Annotated in this window: 15 protein-coding genes; 3 read left to right on the plus strand and 12 right to left on the minus strand. The window is 66.8% G+C overall.

The genetic code is table 11. The annotated features are described in order from the left end of the window. The 9 genes from J0J01_RS25350 to J0J01_RS25390 all read right to left on the minus strand — a co-directional run bounded on the left by J0J01_RS25350 (position 1) and on the right by J0J01_RS25390 (position 9,155). Positions 1-672, minus strand: coding sequence for an aspartate/glutamate racemase family protein (locus J0J01_RS25350; RefSeq protein ID WP_296385827.1), 672 nt, complete (start codon positions 670-672; stop codon positions 1-3). Positions 673-678: 6 nt separating this feature from the next. Then, positions 679-1,707 carry a fatty acid desaturase gene (locus J0J01_RS25355; RefSeq protein WP_296385828.1) on the minus strand — a complete coding sequence of 343 codons (1,029 nt, stop codon included), beginning with the start codon at positions 1,705-1,707 and terminating at the stop codon, positions 679-681. 92 nt (positions 1,708-1,799) lie between these two features. Next, positions 1,800-2,564, minus strand: a complete 765-nt coding sequence (locus tag J0J01_RS25360; protein WP_296385830.1) for an NYN domain-containing protein — start codon at positions 2,562-2,564, stop codon at positions 1,800-1,802. 21 nt (positions 2,565-2,585) lie between these two features. Further along, on the minus strand, positions 2,586-3,518 hold the full coding sequence (locus J0J01_RS25365; RefSeq protein WP_296385832.1) for an ABC transporter permease: 933 nt from the start codon (positions 3,516-3,518) through the stop codon (positions 2,586-2,588). Next, on the minus strand, positions 3,515-4,528 hold the full coding sequence (locus J0J01_RS25370) for an extracellular solute-binding protein (RefSeq protein ID WP_296385834.1): 1,014 nt from the start codon (positions 4,526-4,528) through the stop codon (positions 3,515-3,517). Before J0J01_RS25370 ends, J0J01_RS25365 begins: the two co-directional genes overlap by 4 nt. Positions 4,529-4,547: 19 nt before the next feature. Continuing rightward, the gene (locus J0J01_RS25375) at positions 4,548-5,600 is read right to left on the minus strand and encodes an ABC transporter ATP-binding protein (RefSeq protein ID WP_296385835.1); all 1,053 of its coding nucleotides are present in this window, start codon (positions 5,598-5,600) and stop codon (positions 4,548-4,550) included. A 16-nt stretch (positions 5,601-5,616) separates the two neighbouring features. After that, positions 5,617-6,438, minus strand: coding sequence for an ABC transporter permease (locus tag J0J01_RS25380; protein ID WP_296385837.1), 822 nt, complete (start codon positions 6,436-6,438; stop codon positions 5,617-5,619). 109 nt (positions 6,439-6,547) lie between these two features. Further along, complete coding sequence (locus tag J0J01_RS25385) at positions 6,548-7,780, minus strand: amidohydrolase family protein (RefSeq protein WP_296385839.1); 1,233 nt, start codon at positions 7,778-7,780, stop codon at positions 6,548-6,550. Positions 7,781-7,913: 133 nt separating this feature from the next. Further along, positions 7,914-9,155: an amidohydrolase family protein gene (locus tag J0J01_RS25390; protein WP_296385840.1), complete on the minus strand. Its 1,242-nt coding sequence runs from the start codon at positions 9,153-9,155 to the stop codon at positions 7,914-7,916. A gap of 66 nt (positions 9,156-9,221) precedes the next feature. Between J0J01_RS25390 and J0J01_RS25395 the strand changes: the two genes are divergently transcribed. The 3 genes from J0J01_RS25395 (at position 9,222) to J0J01_RS25405 (ending at position 11,464) form a co-directional block, all read left to right on the plus strand. Then, on the plus strand, positions 9,222-9,743 hold the full coding sequence (locus J0J01_RS25395; protein ID WP_296385842.1) for a hypothetical protein: 522 nt from the start codon (positions 9,222-9,224) through the stop codon (positions 9,741-9,743). A 95-nt stretch (positions 9,744-9,838) separates the two neighbouring features. Further along, positions 9,839-10,840, plus strand: a complete 1,002-nt coding sequence (locus J0J01_RS25400; RefSeq protein ID WP_296385844.1) for a 4-hydroxyproline epimerase — start codon at positions 9,839-9,841, stop codon at positions 10,838-10,840. Positions 10,841-10,849: 9 nt separating this feature from the next. Next, positions 10,850-11,464 carry a hypothetical protein gene (locus J0J01_RS25405; RefSeq protein WP_296385846.1) on the plus strand — a complete coding sequence of 205 codons (615 nt, stop codon included), beginning with the start codon at positions 10,850-10,852 and terminating at the stop codon, positions 11,462-11,464. 412 nt (positions 11,465-11,876) lie between these two features. On the opposite strand, the gene J0J01_RS25410 is transcribed toward J0J01_RS25405, so the two are convergent. From J0J01_RS25410 to J0J01_RS25420, 3 genes are all read right to left on the minus strand, one after another. Next, positions 11,877-13,082, minus strand: a complete 1,206-nt coding sequence (locus J0J01_RS25410; RefSeq protein ID WP_296385848.1) for a CoA transferase — start codon at positions 13,080-13,082, stop codon at positions 11,877-11,879. 51 nt (positions 13,083-13,133) lie between these two features. After that, positions 13,134-13,934, minus strand: coding sequence for a putative hydro-lyase (locus tag J0J01_RS25415; RefSeq protein ID WP_365738283.1), 801 nt, complete (start codon positions 13,932-13,934; stop codon positions 13,134-13,136). Positions 13,935-14,110: 176 nt separating this feature from the next. Beyond that, positions 14,111-14,863 (minus strand): SDR family oxidoreductase, encoded by a 753-nt coding sequence (locus J0J01_RS25420; RefSeq protein WP_296385850.1) that lies wholly within the window; start codon positions 14,861-14,863, stop codon positions 14,111-14,113. Positions 14,864-14,872: the final 9 nt, after the last annotated feature.

Genomic DNA, 14,872 nt, shown 5'->3' on the forward strand with positions numbered 1-14,872 from the left:
CTAGCGCGCTGACGACCTGGCGAAGATCGCGTCGACATGGATGTCGGCGCAGTCGACCAGCGGGAAGGGCGGCTCCTGGCCGACGAAGGCCAGGAACAGATCGGTGCCGCCCAGCATGATCGCCTCGGCGCCGCGCGCCATGAGCTCGCGGCCGGCGGTGAAGAAGATCTGGCGCTGCGCGTCGGTCACCTTGCCGATATTCGCCATCGCCGAATAGCTGTCGCCGACCTGGCCGAAGCGCTCGCCCTCGGGGGCGATCAGCTCGGCCGACGACACGCCGCCATAGAGCCCGGTCTGCATCACCACGCGCGTGCCCATCACGCCGATCTTCTTGAGGCCCGATTTGTTGATGGACGCATCGACGGCATGGATGCCGTGGACCAGCGGCAGCGGCGAGATCGGCAACAGCGCGTCGATGCAGAAGTGGCCGCCCATCGAGGTCACGGCCGCCGCTTCGGCGCCGGCCTTCTTCATGCGCTCGATCAGGCCGGCGAAGATCGCGGCCTGCCGGGCGCGTTTGCCCTCGGCGAGGTTGCGGCCCATCTCGCCGACGTCGGCATGGGCGATGGTGCAGTCGAGCGGAATGCCGGCCGCGCGATGCCGGTCGATCAGGCCGCGATAGTAGAAGTCCGACGCGGCCGGGCCGATGCCGCCGATCAATCCGATATGCATGTCGCTCTACCGTTCAATGTCCTTGAACGATACCAAGCGCCGGCACCTCTCGTCCCAGAGCACCAGGGGGACGCAGCGCAGGCTCTGCGCCAGGGTCAGCCGGCCGACGTCGCGCAGCTCGGGGTGATCGCGCAGCGCCAGCGGCAGCCGGTAGAAGGGGATGCGGCTGCCGAGATGGTGGATGTGGTGCATGCCGATGTTGGCGGTCAGCCAGCGCAGCACGCCCGGCAGGTCGTAGTGCGAGCTGCCGTGCAGCGCGGCGGCATCGTGCGACCAGTCGCCGTCGCGGTCCCAGCTCGTCCGCTCGAACTGGTGCTGGACGTAGAACAGCCAGACTCCGATCGAGGCCGCGAACAGCATGATCGGTAGATGGACGGCGAGGAACGCCTTGAGGCCGATCAGCCAGATCAGGCCGGAAGCGGCCAGGCCGATCGCGAGGTTGGTCGTCATGACGCTCGCCCACGGCCGCCAGCCGGCGCGCATCTGTCCCACGGGCAGGCGATGCTGCAGGAAGAAGAGATAGGCCGGGCCGATCCCGAACATGACCAGCGGATGACGGTACAGGCGATAGCGCAGGCGGCCCCAGAACGAGCGCGCCCGGTACTCCTCGACGGTCAGGGTGTCGATGTCGCCGAAGCCCCGGCGGTCGAGATTGCCGGTGCTGGCGTGATGCAGGGCATGGGCGCGGCGCCACAGCCCGTAGGGCGTCAGCGTGACGACGCCGGCGATCCGTCCGACCCAGTCATTGGCCAGCCGATGGCCGAAGAAGGCGCCGTGGCCGCAATCGTGCTGGATCAGGAACAGCCGCACCAGGAATCCCGCGGCGGGGATCGCAAGCAGCAGCCCCAGCCATCCGTGACCCAGATGGACGGCCAGCCAGACCAGCGTCCACAGCCCGACCAGGGGCAGGACGGTGACGGCGATTTCCAGCAGGCTGCGTGCAGTGCTGGGATCGCGATAGGGCGCGAGGAGTCGCGGCCAGACTCGCGTATCGGGCCCGGGCACGGTGTGGCCCGCCTGTCGACGATCGCTCAAATGGATGAACCTTCCCTGTTTCCCGACCAGCGCCTTAGGGGCTGGGGGTGGCTCTGGCAACGCGCGAAATAGTCCCGTCAGCGGCGCGACCCTCAGCGGCGCGATGACGGGCTTCTGGTCCGCGTCCTGCCGGAAGCGGTCGCCTTGGGCCGGATGCGCATGGCGCGGCCGTCGGGCTGGTCGATGTCGAACGCACCGGTGCCGCGCACCAGGTCGCTCAGCTTGCGGAAACCGTAGCTGCGCGGGTCGAAGTCGGAGGCGATGTTGGCGAGCCGGCGGCCGACGAGCCCCAGCCCGACCCAGCCGTCTTCGGTCTCCATCTGGGCGATCGCCTTGTTCAGGATGGCGACGGCCCCGCTGGCCGGCTGAATGGAAACGGCGGGCGCTTCTCCGGCACTCGATACCGCCGCCTCCGGCATCAGATTCTCGATGTAGATGAAGCGGCGGCAGGCCTGGCGGAAGCTTTCGGGAGTCTTGCGGGCGCCGAAGCCATAGACATCGGCGCCTTCCTCGCGCAGCCGCGAGGCGAGCCGCGTGAAGTCGCTGTCGGACGAGACCAGGCAGAAGCCGTCGAACCGGCCGCTGTGCAGCAGGTCCATGGCGTCGATCACCAGGGCGATGTCGGAGGCATTCTTGCCGGTCGTGTAGGCGAACTGCTGGTGGGGATCGATGGCATATTGCTGCAGGACGTCGGCCCAGCCCTTGGAGCGTGGGCTGGAGAAGTCACCGTAGATGCGGCGCGAGCTGGCCTCGCCGAACTTGGCGATCTCCTCGAACAGGCCGGCCACGATGCGCGGCGAGGTGTTGTCGGCGTCGATCAGGACGGCGAAGCGGCGTGTGCGGTTCTCATCGGCCATGGAAAGCCCCTCCAGCAGGTTCTAGCGGGCGGCGCGACGGTGCAGCAGGACGTTGGCCGCGAGCGTGAGGCTCAAGGTCACCGCCATCAGGATGAAGGCGATCGCCGCGCCGAACGGCCAGTTCGTCTTCTGGGTGAACTCGTTGTAGATCACCGGGGCCATCATCTTGAACAAGGGGCCGCCCAGCAGGAAGGGCGTGGCATAGGCATTCATCGCCAGGATGAAGGTCAGAATGGTGCCGGCCAGCACGCCGGGCAGGGCCAGCGGCCACAGCACGCGGCGGAACATGGTGAGCGGCGGCGCGCCCAGGCTGAAGGCGGCCTCCTCGACGGCGCGGTCGATGCTCTCGATCACGCTCTGCAGCGACAGCACCATGAAGGGCAGGTTGACCGCGATGATGCCGATGATCACCGCCTTCTCGGTGAACATGATCTCGATCGGCCGGTCGATCAGCCCGAGCGACATCATCGTCGTGTTGAAGAAGCCCTTGTTGCCGAACACCACCATCCAGCCGGCCGCGCGCACCGAGTTGCCGACGAACAGCGGCAGCACGATCGCGATGATCAGCAGGTGCTTGAAGCGACTCTGGGTACGCGCCACGACGTAGGCGAGCGGAAAGCCGACGATCAGGCAGGCGACGGTGACCGTCACGGCCACCCTGATCGTCGTGCCCAGCGCCGCGGTGTAGTAGGGATCGGTGAAGAAGGTGATGTAGTTCTGGATCGTCAGCGCCTCGACCATCGTCTTGGTGCGCGCGACGAACTCGTTGAGGCTGTAGCGGAACAGGATGGCGAGCGGCGCCAGCAGGCCCGCGGCGACGAAGATCGTCGCCGGAGCCAGCAGCGTGGTGGCCGTGAGAGCTTTGCTGCGGCCGACTCCCTCCGCCCTTCGGGCACCTCCCCCGTCTGACGGGGGAGGTAGGGAGGGGGCGGGCCCGAGCGCGGTGTCGCTCATCCCTTGAACGACTTGTTCCACCAGTCCTGGTTGGCGACATCGGTCTTGGCCATGTAGGCATAGTCGAGGTCGACCAGGCGCTTCTTCTCCTCGTCGGTGAAGCCGATGCGCTTCTGCAGGTCCGCCGGCACGTTGGCGTTGGTGACGGTCGGGTTGTAGCCCATGTCCTTGGCGAAGTTCTCCTGCGCCGACGGCGCCATCATGGCGTCGAGCCAGGCGTAGGCCGCTTCCTTGTTGGGCGCGTTCTTCTGCATCACGAAGCCCGAGACGTACATCGGCACGCCTTCCTTGGGCGCCACGGTCTCGACCTTGATGCCGGCGTTCTGCCACTGCACGGCGCGCGCCTTCCACATGATGCCGCAGGCGATCTCGCCGGTCTTGAGCGCCTGCGCGAACGCCTCGTTCGACGGATAGATGCGGGCGCCGGCCTTGCGGCAGGCGATCAGCCGCTCCTTGCCCGGCTCGAAGTCGTGCACCGAGCCGCCCGCGGCGAGCGCCGCGGCGACCATGTTGTACTGCCGCTGGATGTCGATGATGCCGAGCTTGTTGCCGTGCTTGGGATCGAGCGTGTCGGCGAAGCCCTCCGGCGCCTTCATCATGTCGGGATTGTAGAGCACCACCTTGCCCGAATAGATGTGGCCGATGCCGTAGGGATACTTCATCTGCGGGATCAGGTTCGTGGCGTTCGCCATCTTCGAATAGTCGAGCGTCTCGGTCAGGCCCTGCTCGCTCATGTCGAACATGTCGTTGGCCGACAGGCCCTGCACGTCGACGGTGCCGCGCCGCAGCACCTTCTCCGCCATCATCTTGGCCTTGCGCGGGTCGGCCTGTTCCTCGGCGTGCACGCACTCGACGCCCTTCATCAGCGCATCGACGTTCTTCGTAAGCAGCTTCGAGTAGTCGCCGCCCCAGGTGCCGATGATCACCTTCTTGTCCTGAGCCATCGCCGGGAAGGCGGCGAGCGCGGCGGCGCCGGTGAGCGCCGTTCGACGGTTGATGTTGAAGGCCATGGTGAAGACTCCCTTTTTGTTATTCCCCGAACACTTGTCCGGCCGACGCCCGCCAGCCGACGTGAACCTGTTGTCCGACCTCGGGCGAGAAGCCGTCGGCGCGATTGGCGACCTGCACCACCAGCCGGTCGGCGGGCGACAGCCGCACATGGATGTCGATCTGCGCGCCGAGATAGGAGACGAATTCCACCGTGCCGGGCAGGTCGTTGTCGAGTCCCGGCAGCGGCGCGGGTGCGATTTCGATGCGCTCGGGCCGGAGCGACAGCGCCGCCTTGCCCGGCGTGCCGCCGGCGACCGCGAGGCCGAGGCCGCCCTCGGTGCGGAAGCGGCCGGCGCTTTCGACCGTGCCGGCGAGGAAGGTGGTGCGGCCGACGAAGCCCGCCACGAAGCGGTCGGCCGGCCGCTCGTAGAGGTCGCGCTGGCTGCCAACCTGGTGGACGGTGCCCTCGTTCATCACCACCAGCCGGTCGGCCATGGTGAGGGCCTCCTCCTGGTCGTGGGTGACCATCACCGTGGTCAGGCCGAGCTGGCGCTGCAGCTCGCGGATCTCGACCCGCACCTCCTGGCGCAGCTTGGCATCGAGGTTGGAGAGCGGCTCGTCGAGCAGCAGCACGTCGGGCCGGATGGCGAGCGCGCGCGCCAGCGCCACACGCTGCTGCTGGCCGCCCGAGAGCTGGCGCGGCAGACGCGCGCCGTAGCCCGAGAGACGAACCAGCGCCAGCGCTTCCTCGACGCGCTTCTCCATGTCGGCTTTCGGCACCTTGCGCATCTCCAGGCCGAAGGCGACGTTCTGCGCGACCGTGAGGTGCGGGAACAGGGCATAGCTCTGGAACACCATGCCGGTGTTGCGCCGCCACGGCGGCAGCAGGGTGACGTCGCCGTCGCCCAGCCTGACCTGGCCGGCGGTCGGCTCGATGAAGCCCGCGACCATGCGCAAGGTCGTGGTCTTGCCGCAGCCCGAAGGGCCGAGCAGCACCACGAACTCGCCGTCGGCGACCGACAGCGACACGTCCTTCACGGCATGGAAGTCGCCGTAGCGCTTGACCAGGTTCTGGATGTCGAGCCGTGCCATCAGAAAATCCACATCGTCAGACGACCCGCGCCAGCCTCACGTAACGATCGGTGATCAGCATCGCGATGCAGATCAGCAAGATCTGCACCACCGATACCGCGGCGATGGTCGGGTCGATCTTCCACTCCAGGTACTGCAGGATGACGATCGGCAGGGTGGTGCGGCCGGGTCCGACCAGGAACAGGCTCATCTCGAGATTGCCGAACGAGGTCACGAAGCCGAACAGCGCGCCGGCGACGATGCCGGGCCGGATGGCCGGGAGCGTGATCCGCCAGAAGGTGACCCAGGCATTGGCGCCGAGATTCTGCGCCGCCTCCTCGGTGGTGCGGTCGACGCCGCTGAGGCTCGCGGTGACCAGGCGCACGATCCACGGGATGACGATCACCACGTGGCCCGCCACCAGGGCATAGAAGGTGCCGAGCACGTCGACATCGAGGCCGTTCTCGAGCGTGACGTGGAAGACGTACATCGCCGTGCCCAGCACCACGCCCGGCACGATCAGCGGCATCAGCAGCAAGCTGGCGAGCGGCGCGCGGAAGGTGAACTGAAAGCGCGTGATGCAGAGGGCGGCCGGCACGGCCAGCGCCAGCCCGATCAGGGTGGCGATCACACCGACCTGGAAGCTGAGCGAGAAGCCGTTGACGAACTTCGGCTGGTCGAGGATCGCCGCGAACCAGCGCAGGCTGTAGCCCTCCGGCGGGAAGGACGGGATCTCCTGGTAGAAGAAGGCGAGCCAGGTGACGAAGATCAGCGGCGTCAGGATGTAGAGCAGCCCGACCGCCGCCGCGCCATTCAGCGCCCAGCGTCCGGCGCGGCGTTTGATGATGGCGACGTTCATGTCGTCGTCTCGACCGAAGCCGAGCGCAGCGAGGCGGAGTGGAGAGACCTTGTCAGCGGCAGACAAGGTCCCTCGACTTCGCTTCGCTCCGTTCGGGACGACGGGGCCATCACAGCACGTTCTTATGAAATTGGCCGGCCTTCATGATGACCGACAGGTTGGGGCCGCCGTCCTGGAACAGGCCGAGGTCCTCGAGCGGGTTGCCGTCGACCACCAGCAGGTCGGCATAGGCGCCGGGCTGGATGGTGCCGAGCTTGCCCTCCTGGCGCACGACCTCGGCGCCGATCAGCGTCGCCGAGCGGATGACGTCGATCGCGGGCATGACCTCGCCGCGGATCTTGAACTCCCCGGTCTGCTCGTCCTCGAGTGCGCCCAGGAGGTCGGAGCCGTAGGCCATCTTCACCCCGGCCTTGCGGCAGAGCTCCAGCTCGCGATAGCCGTATTTCAGCACCTCGTCGTTCTTCTCCAGCATGACGTCCGGCATGCCGAGCTCCTTGGCCCGGCGCTTCATGGCGTCGTAGGTCACGAGATTGGGGATCATGTAGACGCCGTGCCTGGCCATCAGCCTGGCGGTCGGCGCGTCGACGAGGTTGCCGTGCTCGATGGTGCGCACGCCGCACTTCACCGCGCGGGTGATCGCCTCGGGCGTGTAGGCGTGGGTCAGCACGTAGCGGCCGAAGGCCCTGGCCTCCTCGACCGCGGCGGTGATCTCCTCCTCGGTGAATTGCAGCGATTCCAGCGGGTCGTAGGGCGAGGCGACGCCGCCCGAGACCATCAGCTTCACCTGGTCGGCGCCCTGGCGCATCTGCTCGCGCGCGGCCTTGCGCACTTCATCGGGTCCATCGGCGATGGCGCGGATGAACACCATGCCGTTGCAGCACAGGCAGGGCGGTCCGGCGAAGTCGGTCCGGCGGTTGCGGTCGTTGTGGCCGCCGGTCGGGCCGATCGAGCGGCAGGAGATGAACATGCGCGGGCCGGGGATCAGGCCCGACTCGACCGCGGTCTTGGTGCCCCAGTCGGCGCCGCCGGCGTCGCGCACCGTGGTGAAGCCGCGGTCGAGCATGCGCTTCAGGCGGCCGGCCGAGCGCGCCATCATCAGGGTGAGCGGCACGGCCTCCATCCGGTTGATATAGACCTCGCTGTGATGGGTGTGGACGTGGCAGTCGATCAGGCCGGGCATCAGCGTGCGCTTGCCGCAATCGATCGCCTGCGCCTGTCGCGAGCGGATCGGCTTGGACGACACCTCCTTGATGGTGTCGCCCTCGACCAGCACCTCATAGCCGCCCCGCGCCTCCTTCCAGCTCGGATCGAGGAGGCTGAGGTTCTTGAACAGGAAGGACATTGCTACCGATTCTCTCCCCTGTCGTCCTGAGCGAAGCGAAGGACCTCACGCCAGCCCCATACTCGCTTTCGACTGTCCGTGTCTGATCGTTCTGTGAGGTCCTTCGGCTGCGCCTCAGGACGACAATAGTGGCTCACTTCAACGCGTTCTTGTGGAACTTGCCGGCCTTCATGATCATCGGCAGGTGCTTGCCCTGGTCGAGGAAGAGCTCGAGCTTCTTCACCGGATTGCCGTCGACCGCGATCAGGTCGGCGAAGGCGCCTGACTGGACCGTGCCGAGCTTGCCCTCCATGCGCAGGATCTCGGCGCCGATGGTGGTGGCCTGGCGGATGATCTCGATCGGCTTCAGCACCTTGGCGCGATGGATGAACTCCAGGCTCTGGTCGACCTGCAGCGCGCCCAGCAGGTCGGTGCCGTAGCCCACCTTGACGCCGGCCTTCTTGCAGATCTCCAGCGAGCGCAGCGCGCCCTCCAGCACGATGTCGTTCTTGGCCAGCATATCGGCGGTCATGCCGAACTGCGCCGCCCGCTCCTTCATCGAGAAGTAGGTGACCAGGTTGGCGATCATGTAGCCGCCTTTGGACTTGATCAGCCGGGCCGACTTGTCGTCGATCAGGTTGCCGTGCTCGATGGTGCGCACGCCGTTGTTCATGGCGCGGGTGATCGCCTCGGGCGTGTAGGCATGGGCCAGCACGTAGCGGCCGAACGCCTTGGCCTCGTCGGTCGCCGCGGCGATCTCGGCCTCGGAGAATTGCAGCGAATCGAGCGGGTCGTAGGGCGAGGCGACGCCGCCCGAGCACATGATCTTGATCTGGTCGGCGCCCTGTCGCATCTGCTCGCGCACGCACTTGCGCACCTCGTCGGCGCCATCGGCAACCGCCATCACATAGACCATGGCGTTGCAGCAGCCGCAGGACGCCGGCTGATAGTCGGTGCGGCGGCGGGAATCGGAATGGCCGCCGGTCGGGCCGATCGCCTTGCCCGAGATGAACAGCCGCGGGCCCGCGATCAGGCCGCTGTCGACGGCGGTCTTGATGCCCCAGTCGGCGCCGCCGGTGTCGCGCACCGAGGTGAAGCCGCGATCGATCATGCCGCGCATCAGCTCGGCCGACTTGGCGGTCAGCAGGGTTAGGGGGATCGCCTCGAGATGGCGGATGTTCACCTCGGTCAGGAAGACATGGACGTGGCAGTCGATCAGGCCGGGCATCAGGGTGCGCTTGCCGCCGCCGTCGATCACGGTCGCGGTCTTCGCCTTGATCGGCTTGTTCGAGACCTCGCGGATGGTCTCGCCCTCGACCAGCACCTCGTAGCCGCCGCGCGGCTCGTCCCAGCGCGGATCGAGCAGGGTGAAATTGCGGAACAGAAACTGCGACATCGACGCTTCCCTCAAAGACGGCGGCAACCCTACGCTGGCCCGCGGCCGGACGCTACAGTTCGCGCAATGCGGCGCGTCGTCGTCTTCGGGACCACGGGGTCGGGCAAGAGCTGGCTGGCCGAGCGGCTGGCCGAGCGCCATGGCCTGCGCCTGATCGAGCTCGACCGGCTCTATTGGGGCCGCGACTGGCAGCCGGCGCCGCTCGAGCTGTTCCGCCATCGGGTCGAGCGCGAGATCCGCGACGGTGACTGGATCGTGGTCGGGAATTACGGCCAGGTGCGCGACCTCATCTGGCGCGCCGCCGACACGCTGATCTGGCTCGACCTGCCGTTCCCGCTGGTGATGTGGCGGCTGCTGCGCCGCACGATCGGCCGTGTGATGCGCCGGGAAGAGCTTTGGGGCACCGGCAACCGCGAGACCTTCCGCAACGCCTTCCTCAGCCGCGATTCGATCCTGCTCTGGGCGATCAAGACCCATGGCCGCAATCGCCGGCGCTTCGCCGTCGAATGCCAGTTCCTGGGCAAGGACAAGACGGTGGTGCGCCTGCAGGACAAGGCGGCGGTTGAGCGCTTCGCCTTGTCGTCCTGAGCGCAGCGAAGGACCTCACGCCCGCCCAGCAGCGCGCTGTTGCAGCGCTAGATCCTTCGCTGCGCTCAGGATGACAATGGGCTAAGACTCCGGCCATGGCGCTGCACACTTTCTCCTGCCTCGATGGCCATACCTGCGGTAATCCCGTGCGGCTGGTCTCGGGCGGCGGGCCCTTGCTCAAGGGCGCGACCATGAGCGACCGGCGGCTCGACTTCCTCGCCAACCACGACTGGATCCGCAAGGCGCTGATGTTCGAGCCGCGCGGCCACGACGTGATGTCGGGCTCGATCCTCTATCCGCCGACGCGGGACGATTGCGACACCGCCATCCTGTTCATCGAAGTCTCGGGCTGCCTGCCGATGTGCGGCCACGGCACGATCGGCACGGTGACCATGGCTGTCGAGAACGGCCTGGTGAGCCCGGCGACGCCGGGCGTGCTCAATCTCGACGCGCCGGCCGGCCGGGTGGTGGCGCGCTACAAACAGGAGGGCCGCTTCGTCGAGAGCGTGCGCATCACCAACGTCGCCTCGTATCTCGCCGCGACCGATGTCGTGGTCGACGTGCCCGGGATCGGGGAGCTCGCCTTCGATTTAGCCTATGGCGGCAACTACTACGCCATCCTCGAGCCGCAGAAGAACTTCGCGGGGCTGGAGTCGATGTCGGCCGGCGACGTGCTGCGCCTGTCGCCGATCGTGCGCCGGCTGCTGAACGAGAAGATCCAGCCGGTCCATCCCGAGAACGAGACCATCCGCGGCGTCAGCCATGTCATGTGGACCGGCCAGCCGCGCGAGGCGCGCGCTCATGCCCGCAACGCCGTGTTCTATGGCGCCAAGGCGATCGACCGGTCCCCGTGCGGCACCGGCACCTCGGCGCGCATGGCCCAGCTTGCGGGCAAGGGGAAGCTGAAGGTCGGCGACGACTTCGTGCACGAGAGCATCATCGGCTCGCTGTTCGACGGCCGGGTCGAGGCGCCCGCCAAGGTGGGCAACTACGACGCCATCGTGCCCTCGATCTCCGGCTGGGCGCGCCAGCACGGCATCAACACCATCTTCGTCGACGACCGCGACCCGTTCGCGCACGGGTTCCAAGTCGCGTAAGTGACGTTCATGCGTGGGCTGGCGCTAACGCTGCTGATGCTGCCGGCGATCTATCTGGTCGCATGGATTGGCTGGTGCATGACGATGATGGGCACGGACTTCGGGTACGTGCATGACTATTTCCGCGACGGTTGGACGGGAGGGGGTGAAAAGCCGACTTTCATCCAGCTCTTCGAGATGACCTCGACCCTGCTGGCCGCGCCTGTTGTCTGGTTTGTTGTAAGAAGGCGGCGCAATTCGAAAAGCCTGAACGCAATTCCATACGTCGCACTCGCCATTGTTGCTGGTACTGGTGCCTACGGCACTGCCTGGTATTTCTGGGACAAAGCTCAGTCGAAAGTCGAATGGTCGATCCTCGAGAAGGCGGCGCACCAGGACCGGTTCGCGGCTTTGGTTGGCCCGGCCGTTATTGCGGAGGCGGACGGCTACCATTTGCTGCGGGTCGAAGCGGAGAACGGCCGCGACCACGTTTGGATCATGCTGGATGCCAAGCATGAACCCTTGGTGAAACGCCTGCTCGACTTGCCGTATAGAATTGCCGTGCAGGATGCCGCCAAGGTCTTTTCATCCGGCGTGGCAAGCATGGCAGTCCGCATAGAGCTGACAATGTACGCCAGACGGTAAGCGCACTTCTTCGCGGACGGCTTCCAGGTGGCGTGATCAACAATCCACCGACGGCGGTGGATCGTTGTGCGTGCGAGCGTCTTTATGGGCATTGGAACGCGAATCGAGGGCCGATTCATTGACGAAAAATCGCTTCCAATGCCCTTAATAGGTGTTCGGCGCGCCCTGATGCAGTGTGGCGGCCATGACGATGCTCATGCGTACGAACACCTCCTATTGCCGACCCGTGGCCGCGGGCGAGGGAGATTTCTCGTCAGGGCGCCGGGGTGTGCGGGCAGGGTGGCAGGAGTCGCGAAAAACGCTGGCCGGCGGGCAACGGAACACTGCCAATGCCTCTGGCAGCCGATGGCAGCGCCACCACTCCGGGCGGGTTCGCGCGGTTTCCGAGGTTTCCGCGACCCCGCGCCGCGGCTCAGTCCGCCGCTTTCGCCGGCGCCGGCTCCGACGGGCGGCCGACGCCGCCGCGGCTGAAGATCGCCTCGATCTCGGCGGCGCTGTAGCCCAGCTCGCCCAGGATGTCCGGGCCGTCCTCGCCGACGTGCGGGGCGTGCCGCTGCGGCTCGTGCTCGGAGGCGCGCGGCAGACCCGCGATGTTGGCGACCGGGAGGCGGCCGACGCGCTCCTGCTCGATCCAGTCGATCGCGCCCGACTCGATCACGTGCGGATGCTCGAGATAGTCGGTGTAGTTGTTGACCCGCTCGCAGAACACGTCCTTGGGCTGCAAGATCGCGATCCATTCCTCGGTGGTCTTGGACGGCATGGTCTCCTGCAGCGCCTTGATGATCTTGGGCGCATTCTTGATGCGCGCCTCGTGGCTCTGCAGATCGGGGTCGTTGGCGACGTCGTCGCGGCCGATCAGCTCGAACAGCAGCCTGAAGTGATGCGGCCGCATCGCCGACACCATGATGTAGCCGTTCTTGCTCTTGTAGCTGCCTGCCGGCATGTAAAGCACCGGCGGCGCGCCGTTGGAGAAGATCCATTCCATCAGCTTGGCGCCCTGGAAGGCGGCCGCCGCCTTCATCAGGCTGGAATCGATGAAGCAGCCCTCGCCGAAGCGGAACTGGCGCATGATCGCGGTCGACAGCGCCTGGAAGGTGTAGAGGCCGGTGGTCACGTCGACGGCGATCATGCCCTGACGCCACGGCGTGCCGTCGGGCATGCGGTTCATCACCATCATGCCGGAGAAGGCCTGGATCAGCCCGTCGACCGTCGGCCGCTTGCTGTAGGGCCCGGTCTGGCCGAAGCCCGACACCGAGCAGTAGACCACCTTCGGATTGAGCTTCTTGATGTCCTCGTAGCCGAAGCCCAGCCGCGAGATCACGCCCGGGCGAAAGCTCTCCATCACCACGTCGGCCTTGGCGGCGAGCTTCTGCACCGCCGCGCGGCCGTCGGCCGACTTCAGGTCGAGCGCGATCGAGCGCTTGCCGCGGTTGAAGGCGATCGAATGGGCGCAGTGGTCGCCCTTGATGTCGCCCAGCGCGCGGCCCCAGTCGCCTTCCAGGGGCTCGATCTTGATGACGTCGGCGCCGTGCAACGCCAGCAGCATCGAGGCATGCGGCCCCGCGATGCCCTGGGTGAAATCGAGAACGGTGATGCCGTCGAACGCGCCCTTGACCATGGCCTTTGTTTCCTCCGCACCGGTGAACGTACGTTCACCGGGGGGCTTCGGTCAAAGGACAGCGAGTCGCGAGTTCAGCAGATCGGTGACCAGCATGTAGCCCGGCGCATGGGTGATGCAGAAGTCGGGCTTCACCGTGGCGATCACCGATTGCGGGGTGACGCCGCAGGCCCAGAACACCGGCAGCTCGTCGTCGCGCACCGGAACGCTGTCGCCATAGTCGGGCTTGGCGATGTCCTTGATGCCCAGCAGCTCGGGCTTGCCGAGATGCACCGGTGCGCCGTGCACCGACGGGAAGCGGGTCGTGACCTGCACCGCGCGGATCGCGTCGGCCGGCTTGAAGGGCCGCATCGAGACGACCATTCGGCCGTGGAACGGCCCGGCCGGCGTGCACTCGATGTTGGTCCGGTACATCGGCACGTTGACGTTGCAGGTCTGGTGGCGAATCTCGAGGCCGTTGTCGACCAGCGCCTCCTCGAAGGAGAAGGAGCAGCCGAGCACGAACGACACGAGGTCGTCGCGCCAGGCCTTGTCGAGGTCGGTCACTTCCTCGACCAGCTCGCCCTTCCTCCAGATGCGGTATTTCGGGATGTCGGTGCGGATGTCGAGGTCCTCGCCCAGCATCGGCAGCCGCGGATCGCCCGGCTCGGACTGGCCGAGCATCGGGCAGGGCTTGGGGTTGAGCTGGCAGAAGCGCGCGAAGTCGGCGGCGAGCGACTGCGGCAGGATCGCGAGATTGCCCTGCACATAGCCCGGCGCCATGCCCGAGGTCGGCAGGCGATGGCCGCCGGCGCGGATGCGGCGACGGGCGTCGCGGCCGGATTCGCCCTTGAGATTGGTCATCGTGTCCATGAGAGACTCCTTACTACTTCCTCCCCATTCAAATGGGGAGGTGGCGCGGTAATCCGCGACGGAGGGGTCAGACGCAACATGCTGCGGCTCATGACCCCTCCGTCGCCTCCGCCTTTTCGAACTTCGTTCGAAAAGGCGCAGACGGCGACACCTCCCCATTTGAATGGGGAGGGATTTCAGACGTGCTGGCCGCCGTTGATCTGGATCTCGGCGCCGGAAACATAGGACGCGCCCTTCTCGCACAGGAAGTGGACCACGTCGGCGACCTCGTCGGGCGTGCCCAGGCGGCGCATCGGGATCTGCTCCTCGACGATCTTCTCGGTGCCGGGCGACAGGATGGCGGTGTCGATTTCGCCCGGCGCGATGGCGTTCACACGGATACCGCGCGGGCCAAAATCGTGCGCCATCTCGCGGGTCAGCGAGGCGAGGGCGGCCTTCGAGGTGGCATAGGCCGAGCCGGCGAAGGGATGCACGCGGCTGCCCGCGATCGAGGTGACGTTGACCACGCAGCCCTGCGCCTTGCTCAGCTCCTCGACCAGGCCGCGCGCCAGCGCGACCGGGGCGAAGAAGTTCACGTTGAACACCTGCCGCCAGAGATCGAACGGCGTGTCCATGGCGCCCAGCCGTTTGCCGTTCGGTCCCTTGGGCGAGATCGCGGCGTTGTTGACCAGCGCGTGCAGACCGTCGCCGCCCAGGCGATGACGAATCTCCTCGATGCCGCGGCCCAATTCGACCGGGTCGCCGAGGTCGAGCTGCACGTGGTTCTTCTCGCCGCCCGGCCACGGGCAAAGGGCGCTGAAGGGCTGGCGGGAGATGGTGATGATCCGCCAGCCTGACGCGCCGAACTTCTTAACCGTCGCGTGGCCGATGCCGCGGCTGGCGCCGGTCAGCACCAGGGTGCGGGTGTTGCCGGCCATGGGTGCGTTCATGCGGCCGAC

The organism is Reyranella sp. (assembly GCF_017305915.1).
Taxonomy (GTDB): Bacteria; Pseudomonadota; Alphaproteobacteria; order Reyranellales; family Reyranellaceae; genus Reyranella.